The following is a 14,036-nucleotide window of genomic DNA, read 5'->3' as shown; positions in this document are numbered from 1 at the left end:
CAGAATTTTCTTTTTTATTACTCGTTTCTTACGAAAATCTTAAGCTGCGCACAATTCTATTCCTTAGAAGCGTAATCTGCGAAAAGTAAGGGTAAACACCGTTCTCACATACGGCTGACTAACCAGTGTAATCGTTCCATTCATTTGCTCCGTTAATCTTTTGGTGATCGTCAGACCTAGACCGCTGCCTTGATAAGCCCGATTTCTTGAATCTTCCAGCGTATACAGACGCTCAAATACTTTATCCTGGTGTACTTCACTGATGCCTTTTCCCCGGTCCCACACCTCTATGTATACTTTGTTCTCATCACTATAGAGCCTTAATCCTAATACGCTCCCAGCGTCGCCATAAGAAATTGCGTTCGACAACAGATTGGACAATATTCGATCAAGAGCCTCTTCATTTCCCATGAAGTAAACAGCCTCATCCGGAATCTCAATCTCCACCTCACTGCCCTTAGCGCTGAGGATATCATAGAAAGAAAGGATGTTGCGTCTGCATACTTCACCTGCCTCAACTCGTGAAAGCGCAATTTCCCGATCCCCAGACTCCAGCTTGGACAAATCAAAAAACTTGTTCATCAGCTGGATCACTTCATGGGCTTTTTGATGAATCATCTTCATCATTCGTTCCCGTTCCCCGGCCGGCAAATGCTCATCCTGTTGAATGGTCTCAATATAACCAAGCACAACCGTTAGCGGAGTCTTAAGATCATGAGAAATATTAGACAGCATATTACGCATGGATTTCTCCAGCCTAACGCGCTCAATGCTTCCTTTATGATTGATATCCAGCAGCCGGTTCAGGTCAATCAGCACGCTCTGCAGCTCCAAATTACCGCTGAACAGCAGCAATCTTTCATGTGAGCCTTCCTCCATAATGCTGCTTAACTTGTCATGCATATATCGCAAATCATTAGAAGCTTTACGCGAATTCTGATATTGCCACACAATGACGGCGAGTAAGAGCACAATGACAACACCTAGCACCGCTATCATTATAGCTGTTCTCCCAGCTTATACCCGATGCCCCATAACGTCTTAATGTATTCGGGATGGGAGGGATCGTCTTCTATTTTTTCACGCAATCTTCTCATATGTACATTAATGACGTTCTCATCCCCGAAATAATCATCCTCCCATACGCTCGCATAAATCTGCGCTTTGGTAAATACTCGGCCCGGATGCGTCACAAACAGCTTAAGAATATGAAATTCCTTCGACGTTAGCTTTACTTCTTCCCCGTTCTTCAACGCAGAGAAGTTATCTAAATCTACAGTCAATCGGCCAATGGAGATCATTTGCTTCACCGGAGCTTGATCTTCCACTTGGATACTGGGAGATGCATAACCTGCACGACGGATCGCTGCCTTCACCCTAGCCGCTAGCTCAATCATAGAAAAGGGCTTCGTAATATAATCATCCGCCCCAAAGCCTAACCCAAGCGCTTTATCTACATCACTGTCTTTGGCGGACATGATCAACACTGGAACCAGACTCTCCGCACGAATAGTCTGAAGAATGTCAGTCCCGCTACGCTTCGGCAGCATAAGGTCTAACAGTACAAGATCAAATGGACCACCGGTCCGAAATGTTCTCTCCGCTACTTCACCGTCAAATACAGCTTCAACCTCATAACCTTCTTTTACCAAATAAGACCTGACCATTTCACTGATTGCTTCGTCGTCCTCAATCAGCAGCACACGCTGTGGCATGTCCAAACCTCCCCGTAGTCGAAAACCTCTTCGTTAAATTATACCAATTTCCCGGAGCTCTTACTATTTCGGTTTTTATTTCAGCTTTAATTTCAGTTTCATTAAAGGTAGCCCAGGTATTATGGCCTTAACAACTTACAAAATGAGGTGATGCTTCAATGTTGAACAAGAGAAGTAAGCAAGCCTGGAGCTTCAAACGAAAGCTGCTGATCGTGATGATCATTGTCCTCCTGCTTCTCGGCACAGTGATATATAGTCTGGCAGATCGTTACTTAATCGAACATGTCGAAGTCGTAGTTGCGGATGATGCAGCTACAACTAGCAGCTCAGGAGCTACAGCCGTTACAACTGCCGAAGTTAACGCAACCTCTGACGACTGGAATTACTCCAGCGATGATATTCAGATCCAGATCGACCAAGTGCAGACCGGTTCCGGTTCAGACCAGATCACTTATTTTGTCGCTGATATCGTCCTCAAGGAAGCGAGCAGTCTGCGCACTGCTTTTGCCGACAACAGCTTTGGAACAAACATCACTGAGGATACCTCGGACATTGCTTCCGCGAACTATGCGATTTTTGCCATCAATGGTGATTACTATGGCTTCCGCAATGACGGAGTGATAATCCGTAACGGCACGGTGTATCGTGATGATCCTGTGCGGGATGCAATGGCGCTGTTCGATGATGGGACAATGCAAACCTATAACGAGGAAGAGATTTCTTCCTCTGAACTTCTGGCGCAAGGGGCCACCGATACCCTTTCCTTTGGTCCGATTCTGATTCAGGACGGGGAGATTGCCAGTGATTTCAGCAATGTCAAAATCGATACCAACTTCGGCAACCATTCCATCCAGAACGCGAATCCCCGCACCGCAGTTGGTATGATCGCACCAAACCATTATGTGTTTGTCGTAGTTGACGGGCGCAATGAAGGGTACAGCCGTGGGATGACCCTTACTGAGCTAGCTGATGTAATGTCCGACCTTGGCGCCACAGAAGCCTACAATCTGGACGGCGGTGGTTCATCCACTATGTACTTCATGGGACGGGTCGTAAATAATCCGCAGGGCAAAAACAAGGAGCGGGGCGTCAGCGACATTCTTTATATCAAGGAGGGTGCAACATCATGACTATACTGATCCCAGCCTATGAGCCAGATGAACGACTGCTCGATTTGATTTTACAGCTGCATAATTTCCAGCTCGAACCTATTGTTCTTGTGGATGACGGCAGCGGCCCGCACTACCGTGGAATCTTCGATATGGCAGAAGCATTCGGCTGCACTGTCCTAACCCATGAAGTCAACCTCGGAAAAGGATGTGCTCTGAAGACAGGGTTCCAGTATATTCAGGGGACTGGTCTGCCGGATTATGTAGTCTGCGCGGATAGCGACGGCCAACATCTGCCTTATGATATTAACCGAATCGTTGAATCTCTGCGGAACCAGACTACCCCGGGAATCGTACTCGGCAGCCGCCGGTTCACCGGAACCATTCCTCTGCGCAGCCGCTTCGGCAACTCGGTAACCCGGACGGTCTTTTCCTTAACTACAGGCACTAAGATTTATGATACACAGACTGGTCTGCGCGGCTACCCCCTATCAATGCTTGATTGGCTATGCCAGATTCCCGGCGAACGGTTTGAATATGAAATGAACATGCTGCTGACTGCCCATAAAGAGGGGTACACCATTACGGAAGAGTACATCGATACCGTCTATCTGGACGATAATAAATCATCCCATTTCCGGCCTCTGATGGACTCCTTCCGGATTTATCTGCCGATACTGATGTTCAGCACTTCTTCGCTGCTGTCAGCCCTGCTCGACTTCACACTCTTATTCCTGTTTCAGAGGCTCAGCCATAACCTATTCCTGTCCGTCGCGGCCGCGAGATTGTGCAGCTCTGTCTTTAACTATTCTATGAACCGAAAATATGTCTTCACAGACGGCAAACGCTCCAAGATTCAGGCATCGCTTCCCAAATATTTTGCGCTGGTGATCCTCGTATTGTTGTTCAACTATGGGCTACTCTATTTCTATAATGAAAAGCTGATTATTCCGCTTGTCGCCGCCAAGCTACTGACCGAGGCTTCAATCTTCCTATTCAGCTATTGGGCGCAACGGAGGTTTGTGTACTGAGGGTTTGGGTACTCTGGGGAAGGTTACGTTCTCTCGACTGCTTATGCTTGTGTGGTGAGCAATTGGGAATTTGTGAAGCAATAATTGGACACTTGTGGAGCACTTTTCGGACACTTATTGAGTACTAATCGGATACTTGTGGAGCTTCTATCGGGCACCTATGGAACTGCTCCTCGAACACATATGGAGCACCTATTGGGCACCTATTGAGCACCTATCGGACACAGATGACACTAATCGCAGTATTATTCCACTTTTGGTATGCTAACGGACCCCATTGCCGCTATTGGTAAGAAAGGCACCACATATGAGCCTCTTTTTGTGGGATAGCATCTGTGGGGTCCGAAACCCTGCTCAAAACGCTGGAAATTTGCAAATAACGTCAGCTGAGTCCGAATTCACCGAGAAGGATACCGTTGATAGAATTCGCATACAAAAAAAGCTAGTGCTTCCTTCCAATAATGTATACAAAATCACATTATTTTCACTCAGAAATTCAGAACGTCATACACTCATCTTCTCTCCCATATATTTAAATGGAATAGTCCCGGACGTTGTCGCGGAACCTTTGCAGCCCTGTCAGAATAGGTTGCAGCATAAGCCCAAGCTGGAGGGAGAGAAAGATTCATACCAAGCGAAGAAATTAATGCGCTAGAGCGGGCCATTGCCGAGATTACGGAATAGCCACTGGCTTCGGTTTAGATTTTTATCCCATGCGTTATGAAATATGCCCCGCAGATATTATTTATACATTCGGCGCTTATGGAATGCCTACACGATTTGGACACTGGAGTTTTGGAAAAACCTTTCATAAAATGAAATCCCAATACGATTTCGGACTGAGCAAAATATACGAGCTCGTTATTAACTCCAACCCTTGTTATGCCTTCCTGCTGGATGGAAATTCACTGATTCAGAATAAGCTGATCGTTGCCCATGTGCTAGCGCACTGTGATTTTTTCAAAAATAATATGCGTTTCTCCATGTCCAACCGAGATATGGTCGAGAGCATGTCAGCTACAGCAGATCGGATTGCCGGTTATTCTGTAACTTACGGAACTGATGCTGTGGAGAGCTTCATCGATTCAGTGCTGGCTATCCAGGAGCATATAGACCCCAGTCTGATCCAGCCACGCAAGCTGGGCAAAACTCACCTACTGGAAGCTAAGATGAAGGAGCTCAAAGACGCCCCTCCAGGCGGCTCGAAATCATCCAATCCTTATGACGAATTATAGAATTTAGATAAAAGCAATACCGGGCCACAGGAAGCAACCTCTGGAAACCGTGCTTTCCCCCTGAGCCAGAAAAAGATATGGTCTGGTTTATCCAGCAATATTCCACTGTTTTGGAGGATTGGCAGCGTGACATTATGACGATGCTCCATGACGAAATGCTCTACTTCTGCCCACAGATGGAGACGAAGATCATGAACGAAGGCTGGGCTTCGGTCAGCTAAGGTGCTTACGCAAAAAGGCTCTCTACAAACGATGAAGCATCGTTTATGGAGAGCTTTTTTATTTCAGATTCATCCCCTTCGTGGATTGTGTCCGATTGGCCGCTTCTCTTTTTCCAAAACTATTTCAATCAATGCTAGCTGAGTGTTGGATTTGCAACAATTCAATAAAATTGATGGTTTGTTTAGTAGATTAATCGTTTTATACTAACTTTAACAACAATTGTTGTAAACATAAAAGAATAGAGGAGATTATTATCACTAAGGTATTATTTATTACAGCAAATCCAAATGACGAAAATCGTTCGTTTAGTATGGCAGCAGGAAAGGCATTTATTGAAACATATAAAGAGACAAACCCAACGGATGAAATCGTGACATTGGATTTATTCACAGAAGATATTCCAAATTTAGATGCAGATGTTATGAGTGGTTGGGGGAAACTTCGTGCAGGACAGCAAATTGACACTCTTTCAACTGAGGAATTAGCGAAAGTTAGTCGCCTAAACGAAATTCTCGATCAATTTATTGCAACGGATAAAATGATATTCGTAACGCCGATGTGGAACTTCTCATTCCCATCCGTTGTGAAAACATACATCGATGCCGTAGCTGTACCTGGTAAGACGTTTAGATATACGGAGACTGGTGCTGTTGGCTTACTTCATGATAAGAAAGTGCTTCATATTCAAGCTCGCGGTGATTTTTATTCAGAAGGTCATTTAGCAGATGAAGAGCTAGGCGACCGATATTTAAAACATATTATGAACTTCATGGGTATTACTGAATATGAAGGTTTATTTATTGAAGGTCAAGCTAAAATGCCAAATAATGCTGAGAAAATTAAAGCAGCAGGCATCGAGCGTGCCAAGCAATTAGCACAAAGCTTCTAATCGTTTATTATCTTTATACTGCACTTCGTAGTCCATACAAAAAATGGACCATGAAGTGTTTTTTTCGAAGATTTTTTCTGTTATAATGGGGTCACCCATTAATCCAACAAGTGTCAAAAAGTATTAGTATTTTAAGAAGGAAGGTACAAATGAAAAAACAAGATCCACGGATTCAACGAACAAGAGAAAATATCATGAATGGTTTTATGAGACTGATTAAACAAAAAGATTTTAGTGATATTACCATTAGTGATATTACACAAGAAGCAGAGATTAACCGTTCAACATTTTACTATCATTTTGTGGATAAATACGATTTAATCGATGTGATTCAAAGAGAAGTTCTTACGAAAGAAATTTTTAATGAAGTAGCCTTACAAGAAGTCATCAATGAACAAACAATTATTATGTCCCTCCAAGCTATTATGAGTTCTCAAATAAATTTATCCTTACAATGTCAACATGCTCTTGAAGAATTCAAATCGAAAATGGACTATGAAATTAAACAACGATTGACGGAAACACTTCAAGCTTTATTAGATAAAGAGCATGGTGTGAAGGAAGAACATTATTTACTGGCTACATTTTGGAGTTGGGGCATCTACGGGGTTGCAATGGCTTGTGTAGAGGGGAAAGAAACTTTGCATACGGCGGTAAACCGTTTGACAAATATCATTTTAGGCTAGTATAGAAACCATTCTATAAATTCTCCACCCCATAGTTTCTTCTTTACTTCAAGATGCCTTGAAAATCTCTCTCGCTGTTATACTTTTCGTTTGTATTATCTTTGTTGGAGAAGAAGCGAATGACTTCAGTCATTTTCAACAATAAAGGTGTCCTGTCTCAACTTCAGCAAGCTCAGAAGGATCGCAAGGATGGAATTTCCACATACAGTGACTGCGAGGAAGAATTCGCCGAATTTCTGAATGAGGAATCATCTATTTATAAATACGTTTGGGTGGTGGCTACGATAGTTCCCCGTCATATTGCCTCCCCTCCTCCCATATACATAGTATGAATAGCATTTTTCGATACAGGTATCCGCATTTCATATAGGTTCTGCCCCATACAGGCGGTGCCCAGAGTAGGAAGGAGAGAAAGATTCATGCCAAGCGAAGAAATTAATGCGCTAGAGCGGGCCATTGCCGAGATTACGGAAATAGCCACTGGCTTCGGTTTAGATTTTTATCCCATGCGTTATGAAATATGCCCCGCAGATATTATTTATACATTCGGCGCTTATGGAATGCCTACACGATTTGGACACTGGAGTTTTGGAAAAACCTTTCATAAAATGAAATCCCAATACGATTTCGGACTGAGCAAAATATACGAGCTCGTTATTAACTCCAACCCTTGTTATGCCTTCCTGCTGGATGGAAATTCACTGATTCAGAATAAGCTGATCGTTGCCCATGTGCTAGCGCACTGTGATTTTTTCAAAAATAATATGCGTTTCTCCATGTCCAACCGAGATATGGTCGAGAGCATGTCAGCTACAGCAGATCGGATTGCCGGTTATTCTGTAACTTACGGAACTGATGCTGTGGAGAGCTTCATCGATTCAGTGCTGGCTATCCAGGAGCATATAGACCCCAGTCTGATCCAGCCACGCAAGCTGGGCAAAACTCACCTACTGGAAGCTAAGATGAAGGAGCTCAAAGACGCCCCTCCAGGCGGCTCGAAATCATCCAATCCTTATGACGAATTATGGAATTTAGATAAAAGCAATACCGGGCCACAGGAAGCAACCTCTGGAAACCGTGCTTTCCCCCTGAGCCAGAAAAAGATATGGTCTGGTTTATCCAGCAATATTCCACTGTTTTGGAGGATTGGCAGCGTGACATTATGACGATGCTCCATGACGAAATGCTCTACTTCTGGCCACAGATGGAGACAAAAATCATGAACGAAGGCTGGGCTTCCTACTGGCATCAGCGCATCGTTCGCGAACTAGATCTGACCGAAGAGGAAACTGTGGAATATGCAAAATTGAATTCATCCGTCGTGCAGCCCTCACGGCAAAGCCTGAATCCTTACTATCTGGGGCTGAAAATCTTTGAAGACATCGAACGCCGCTGGGACCGTGAGAAAATCTTTGAAGTACGTGAGTTGGAATCCGATACCTCCTTTATCCGCAGCTATCTGTCGAAGGAATTGGTGAACGACCTCGATCTTTATGTTTTTGAGAAAAAGGCCCCGAATGGAAAATCACCGATAAAGCATGGGAAAATGTACGAGATCAACTGGTGCTCGCCCGGGTCAATGGCGGGTCTCCTTACTTGGTCATTGAGGACGCAGACTTCGAGAAGAATGGTGAATTATTTATAACTCATCGCTATGAAAGCATCGAGCTGGATCTGAAGTATCTGGAGCGCACACTCCCTCACATCTACTCTTTATGGGGGCGGACGGTTCATCTACAGACGGTTGTGGAAGACAAAAAGGCGCGTTTTTCATACGATGGCAAAAAGGTGCAGCGGAAGTTTATTTAAACTAAAAAAGCGGCAGACCTAAACGGGTATTAACACCCTGGTCTGCCGCTTTTTGCTATGACTAAAATGAGGATTCAGATTCTTTTAACGACTTCGAGAAATATTTTGGAGCCTCAACAAATCCTTGCCGGGCATAAAATCTATGCGCATCAGTTCTTCTAGAATGACAATGAACCTGAATTTTATCACAGTTTCTTTTTCTAGCTGAATCAGCGCAATACTCCTCAAGCTTTCGTCCAATTCCTTTGCTCCTAATGGAATTACTCACCACAAGATAACTTATAATTGCAGTCTCTCCTACCAGACCTAATTGGGGTATGTAATGCATGGAAATACAAGCCACCACTTTATCATCTTCCTCAAAAACCAATAATTCCTCGTCCGGATGCAGGATTAGCTTTTCTATTTTTTCTTGCATGAACACTTCTGTATCCGGATATCCCAACTGTTCTAATAATTCCGCTATGTCTTCCAGTCATCAGCTCTCGCTTCTCTAATCATCTGCCCCACTCCCCGTTATTTTCGAATTACCTTTCTAATTGACTCTATTACACTACGGAAGATGATACTCGTCAAACATAAACTGATTAGATAAAAAAACACCCCAAAAGTATCATTGGTTTCCATATGGAGGTTCCAATGTTTTGGGGTGCAAATTCAATCATATACCCGATAAGATTAAGATGATAAGACTGAGCATTGTTTGAACAATTGATATATTTTATTAAGAGTCTTCCGGTAAATAAAGCCGAAGTTCATTATGGCACTAGAATATTTAATAGATTCGGGTCAGACTGACCCTTAGCAATGGTGAAGGTATAGTGTTAAATGGGATTTGATCTTCACCGTTAAATAAACTATTCACTTGATAAGTACCCTCTGGCAAAAACAACTTAAACTCCCCTGAGAATATAGGGGCTGTGTAAAAAGACTGAGAACCATCTTCATTATTTTTATAAACAGTTATCGATCCATATCTAAAGATTCTTCCATCTGCATTTTTTATCGTTCCGTTGTATCCTTTCGGTATTGTAATGGCTAATGGATTTGGTGTGGTCTTTCCATTATTCACTGTAAATCTATAGTCAATTGAAATCCGACTTGACATATTAACAGGATAGAAACCATCGGCTTGATAAGAACCGTCAGGTAAAAATAAGCTATAATTCCCCCCGTAAATTTGAGCATAATAAATACTTAATTCTGGAGTATCTGTTCTATGCACCATAAGTGTTCCAGAAGGAACTGCTACCCCTTCCGAATTAACTATAGTCCCCTTGATTTTTGAAGGAATGACTATATCAATTTGACTTGGCTCAGTCAGCCCATTAACAATTTTGAATGTGTAATATAGTGAAATTTGCTCTTCAGTAGCATAATTATTCTGGTTTTTTATTAGATAGTCTCCATCCGGTAAATACAAAGTGAATTTACCATCTTTGATCGGCGCACTGAACCCGACAGATAAATTAGGTTCTATTCTTAAAATTGATAACGAACCATTACTTATTGAGGTACCATCTTGATATTTTATAGTTCCTTCATGCCCCTCTGGAATTACAATATCAAGCGAGCTAGGAATAGGTTTCTCATCAGATATCTTAAAGGTATAGAAAAGCGAAATAAAATCTGAAGAATTCAAATCAGATACTTTTGTGATCTGGTAATCCCCATCGTACAAATTAATACTGAATTTCCCGTCAACCAATTTAGTCTCATAACCAATAGTCATATTATCTTGAACTTTACTTATATAAAGAATACCCTCTTTAAATATTCCCTTCCCATCTGCACGTATAATAGTTCCATTTACATTATACTGTTCTGGTTGCGGTGTTGGCCCTGGCGGTGTCGGTTCCGGAGTAAAAGTCGGCACCATTGTCGGAATTGGAGACAACGTTGGCAGTGGAGTCACGTCTGGCGTTGCTGATGGCGTGACTGTCGGTGTTTCTGTTGGTGTCGCTGTTGGCGTTGCTGTTGGCGTTGCTGCTGGTGTCGCTGTTGGCGTTGCCACTGGTGTCGCTGTTGGCGTTGCCGCTGGTGTCGCTGTTGGCGTTACTGTTCCATCTGATGTTCCCGGGGACACTGGTGAAATTGGTGTTGTTACTGCTGGTGCCTGTGTAGGTGTTGCTGCCGGTCTATTTACACCACCAATATTCACATTCACATTTGATGGGACATCTTTTCCAGCTTCTAAATTGCGTGGAGCATGTTCCATAGTAATTCCAGATGCATTTATAACCGCTTGATCAATAGTCCCATTCCCTACAACATTCGTGCTAGCGTTCATAATCAAAGAAAGGATACTAGCCCCATTGTTTAGCTTATTTCCACTTGCATCTTTATTAAAACTAAAATTTTGAACGCTGCCTTGTGGCAATCCAATATTGATATTTTGCGCCAAAACAATTACATTCTTAAAGCTTCCAAGCAAACTCATCTGCGAGTCTTTAGGAAGCGCTTTGGATAGAGTAACTGTATGAATAGTAGCCCCGCTAGAAGATTGGATTGTTGCAGGGGATTGAACTTGAATATCACTAATAACTGTAGAGCCTTCAACAACAATTCTAATAATCCCTGTCTTCTTATCAATGATCACCGAGGTTAGTCTAGCATTCTCAAAATGAACACTATGCGCTCCCCCACCGCTAACCGTAGTAACACCGTTAACAGTAACATTTTTTAAAAACACTTCTCCCTCAGCAATTCCTTCTGCTAATAATAAGTTCCCTAAGATCGTCATGTTTTGTAGAGTTACATCAGAAGAGTTGATGATTACGTTTTGGCTTACTTTCTCTTCCCCTGTTGCAGGACCATAAGTACCCGCTATATCGTAAGAGAGGGTTCCAATTGAAGATTCACCCTTGATTGTTAAAGATCTGTCCAAAATTACAACAGCCTCAGCACGAGTAGTAAACGATTCTGGATGAAAGGTGTTGTCCGAATAACCCGACATAATACCCTTATCGTATACAGAGCCGATAGCTATTTTACTCCATAAAGGGCTTGTTGATGTGTCGCTAAATTTATTAGCAGAATCGGAGGAAGGCAGTGCTAGTAATTTACTAACAATCACTGCAAACTCTTGACGTGTTACCTTTTTATTAGGTCCAAAGGATCCATCTGAATAACCTTGTATGTAACCAGCAGCATTTGCCGCTAAAAGACTAGAATAATACCAATCTGAAGCTTTTACATCTTTAAAAGAACGCTCCCCCAACTCAACAAATCCAAATGACTTATTGATTAATGCAACCAATTCAGCCCTAGTAATCGAATGGTCAGGTTTAAAACCCCCGTCTGGATAACCTGATATTAGCCCCTTCTCCATCCATTTAGAAATTTGCGCTTCCGCCCAACTCCCTTGAATATCTGAAACCTCACTTGCGAAAACAGTACCTAAAGGTAATGATGTTAAACAAACAATAAGCATGAATACAATAGCTTTTTTAGATAAAATCTTTTTAATAACCACGTTTCTCCTCCTACTTATCTACGAAATGAACTACGAACCACTTCTAATCCCTTAACTTCTAGTACAATAGTGCTAGATAATTCATAGAGATCATATCATATTGTTTTTTACATGGGTGTCTCTTTTTGTCGAGAGTAAGCAGATTTTATGTCTAAAAAATCCACCTAGGGATAGTCCTTTTAATCATTAAAAAAAGCCCGCAACTTAACCGTTGCGGACCTCCATCGACACCCTCATATCAACTTAATAACTGCACATGGCAAATGCTCAGGTGAACGTAACGTAAGGAAGTTTGAAAATGTAGGCGCGTAGCGTTCGCCTTTGTCAGCGACCTAAAGTCCAAACATTTCTGAAATTACAATTATCACCGCGCGGTCTTTGCCCTTATCGACTATTCAGTCAACTTTTTCACAGGAACGTAAATCTCCATCACTGTATCTGGCCGCGAATGGCAGCGTTCATCGTAAAACTCAAAATCCAGCTTAGTCTCGTCATAAACGTAACCACTGTCCTTAAACCATTCTTCGAAGATGTACTTCCAGCTGCTTTTTATGACTTGGGCAAACTCTATTTGCTCTGTATCCGTTGAAGTATCCACTGGAGGTGTTGTAAACACGGCATATTCGGCTTCTGGCACATCCATCGTCAACATATCAGCTTCTACCTTGGAGTAGTCCTCAACAATAACACCCAAAAGATAGGTGGCATTGCCGTTATCTGAAGACGGAATACATAAACCAACTTCTCCGTGTTTAGGCGGGTTTAGTATTTTATACATTTTGGACTCCAGGTTTTCACCCTCATAATGGCTCCAAAAAGAAGCAATATCCTTAGTGTACATACTACCCGCAACATTAGTTTGGATACCATAACCAGCCACCTTAAAAGCAGGCTTACGAACAAAAACAGGATTCATAATATAACCTCCGATATCAAATATTGAATTTCCTTTACTAAACCCATCCATCCGTGCCGCATATTGTGTCGGACTATAACCAAAGGTTTTGCGAAAAGCTTTAGTAAAGCCACTTTGTGTTTCAAAACCATAGTCCAGCGCAATATCAATGATCTTTTTTCCAGCAAATAATTCAATTGAGGCTAAGGATAATTTTCGGCTCCGCACATATTCCATCACAGACATTTCTTTGCACAAGCTAAACACTCGGCAAAAATGATACACCGAATATCCGACCTCCGTCGCTATTTCTTCAACCGTTATATTTTCTTTAATATGAGCTTCTATATATTCAACACATTTTTCTATATCTTTACTGTAATTCAAGTGCAGCACCAGCCTTTCCCCGTACGGTGATTTCATTATATCAACTGCGCTGGAAATGGACTGTTCCTGTTTTGCTGAGCTGCATTATTGCCTGTATAGAAAAACAGAGCAGTGATCCTCCATTTACAAAAGGATCACAACTCTGCGTATTCTTAGTCACCATCATTTTGGGTAAGCCTCGAAGTAGACAATGCTGGATCCACGTAACTACTTACTCTTCAGTTCTGTTGCTCCCAACGACTGACTAAAGGACCCAGATGAAGTTAATTGCAAAAACATCGCCTTTTGAGCGGAGTTTCGGACTCCAGTGCAGCTATTAGTCAAAAACGGCTCATATTTAGGGTTTTTCCTGCTAATAGCGACCATGGGGTCCGATAGCCTGCGAAATATGCTCAAAATCTACGTTTAGGGTCACCTGTGTCCTTTAGCAACTTCTTACGCACAACAGCCAAATTAGTCAGACGGGTTGCGGCGTTTAGATTAACATTAGGAGGGTAAAAGGAAGAAAATACAACATGGAAGGGCAAAAAAAGAGTGCTCCACAGCCATTCTCATGGCTTTTGGAACACCCCGCATAAATGAA

At 42.4% G+C, this 14,036-nt stretch carries 10 protein-coding genes and 2 pseudogenes; 7 read left to right on the top strand and 5 right to left on the bottom strand.

Annotation, left to right across the window (positions count from 1 at the left end; all coding sequences use genetic code 11):
• Positions 1 to 63: 63 nt before the first annotated feature.
• Both NST40_RS08465 and NST40_RS08460 read right to left on the bottom strand, forming a co-directional pair.
• Positions 64 to 999 carry a sensor histidine kinase gene (locus NST40_RS08465; RefSeq protein ID WP_076301345.1) on the bottom strand — a complete coding sequence of 312 codons (936 nt, stop codon included), beginning with the start codon at positions 997 to 999 and terminating at the stop codon, positions 64 to 66.
• On the bottom strand, positions 999 to 1,715 hold the full coding sequence (locus tag NST40_RS08460) for a response regulator transcription factor (RefSeq protein WP_076277544.1): 717 nt from the start codon (positions 1,713 to 1,715) through the stop codon (positions 999 to 1,001). Before NST40_RS08460 ends, NST40_RS08465 begins: the two co-directional genes overlap by 1 nt.
• Positions 1,716 to 1,873: 158 nt before the next feature.
• On the opposite strand from NST40_RS08460, the gene NST40_RS08455 reads away from it, so the two are divergent.
• The 7 genes and pseudogenes from NST40_RS08455 to NST40_RS08425 all read left to right on the top strand — a co-directional run bounded on the left by NST40_RS08455 (position 1,874) and on the right by NST40_RS08425 (position 8,696).
• Complete coding sequence (locus NST40_RS08455; protein WP_076277545.1) at positions 1,874 to 2,845, top strand: phosphodiester glycosidase family protein; 972 nt, start codon at positions 1,874 to 1,876, stop codon at positions 2,843 to 2,845.
• Positions 2,842 to 3,855 (top strand): bifunctional glycosyltransferase family 2/GtrA family protein, encoded by a 1,014-nt coding sequence (locus NST40_RS08450; RefSeq protein WP_341001608.1) that lies wholly within the window; start codon positions 2,842 to 2,844, stop codon positions 3,853 to 3,855. The genes NST40_RS08455 and NST40_RS08450 overlap by 4 nt, the downstream gene beginning before the upstream one ends.
• Before the next feature lie 627 nt (positions 3,856 to 4,482).
• Positions 4,483 to 5,302: pseudogene (locus tag NST40_RS08445) on the top strand (SpoVR family protein); the annotation flags it as partial.
• A gap of 263 nt (positions 5,303 to 5,565) precedes the next feature.
• A complete protein-coding gene (locus NST40_RS08440) occupies positions 5,566 to 6,201 on the top strand; it encodes an FMN-dependent NADH-azoreductase (RefSeq protein ID WP_076278199.1) in 636 nt (211 codons plus the stop codon).
• Positions 6,202 to 6,350: 149 nt separating this feature from the next.
• Entirely contained in the window at positions 6,351 to 6,887 is a 537-nt protein-coding gene (locus tag NST40_RS08435) for a TetR/AcrR family transcriptional regulator (protein WP_076195279.1), read from the top strand.
• Between the two features lie 119 nt (positions 6,888 to 7,006).
• Positions 7,007 to 7,219: a hypothetical protein gene (locus NST40_RS08430; RefSeq protein WP_342410590.1), complete on the top strand. Its 213-nt coding sequence runs from the start codon at positions 7,007 to 7,009 to the stop codon at positions 7,217 to 7,219.
• A gap of 87 nt (positions 7,220 to 7,306) precedes the next feature.
• Positions 7,307 to 8,696: pseudogene (locus tag NST40_RS08425) on the top strand (SpoVR family protein).
• 61 nt (positions 8,697 to 8,757) lie between these two features.
• Here the strand turns inward: NST40_RS08425 and NST40_RS08420 are convergent.
• From NST40_RS08420 to NST40_RS08410, 3 genes are all read right to left on the bottom strand, one after another.
• Positions 8,758 to 9,141 (bottom strand): GNAT family N-acetyltransferase, encoded by a 384-nt coding sequence (locus NST40_RS08420; RefSeq protein ID WP_342410589.1) that lies wholly within the window; start codon positions 9,139 to 9,141, stop codon positions 8,758 to 8,760.
• Between the two features lie 330 nt (positions 9,142 to 9,471).
• A complete protein-coding gene (locus tag NST40_RS08415; protein WP_342410588.1) occupies positions 9,472 to 12,171 on the bottom strand; it encodes an S-layer homology domain-containing protein in 2,700 nt (899 codons plus the stop codon).
• Positions 12,172 to 12,562: 391 nt separating this feature from the next.
• Positions 12,563 to 13,489: an AraC family transcriptional regulator gene (locus tag NST40_RS08410; RefSeq protein ID WP_248547664.1), complete on the bottom strand. Its 927-nt coding sequence runs from the start codon at positions 13,487 to 13,489 to the stop codon at positions 12,563 to 12,565.
• Positions 13,490 to 14,036: the final 547 nt, after the last annotated feature.

Source organism: Paenibacillus sp. FSL R10-2778, from assembly GCF_038593035.1.
GTDB classification, from domain to species: Bacteria; Bacillota; Bacilli; order Paenibacillales; family Paenibacillaceae; genus Paenibacillus_AQ; species Paenibacillus_AQ odorifer.
Note: the sequence above shows the minus strand (reverse complement) of the source record. Positions and strands in the feature narration are given on the sequence as shown.

What these genes read in the sequence shown, in the direction of transcription:
- NST40_RS08460 (WP_076277544.1), bottom strand. Translation starts at nt 1,715, where the DNA reads ATGCCACAGCGTGTGCTGCTGATTGAGGACGACGAAGCAATCAGTGAA.
- NST40_RS08430 (WP_342410590.1), top strand. Translation starts at nt 7,007, where the DNA reads ATGACTTCAGTCATTTTCAACAATAAAGGTGTCCTGTCTCAACTTCAG.
- NST40_RS08450 (WP_341001608.1), top strand. Translation starts at nt 2,842, where the DNA reads ATGACTATACTGATCCCAGCCTATGAGCCAGATGAACGACTGCTCGAT.
- NST40_RS08455 (WP_076277545.1), top strand. Translation starts at nt 1,874, where the DNA reads ATGTTGAACAAGAGAAGTAAGCAAGCCTGGAGCTTCAAACGAAAGCTG.
- NST40_RS08465 (WP_076301345.1), bottom strand. Translation starts at nt 999, where the DNA reads ATGATAGCGGTGCTAGGTGTTGTCATTGTGCTCTTACTCGCCGTCATT.
- NST40_RS08435 (WP_076195279.1), top strand. Translation starts at nt 6,351, where the DNA reads ATGAAAAAACAAGATCCACGGATTCAACGAACAAGAGAAAATATCATG.
- NST40_RS08410 (WP_248547664.1), bottom strand. Translation starts at nt 13,489, where the DNA reads ATGAAATCACCGTACGGGGAAAGGCTGGTGCTGCACTTGAATTACAGT.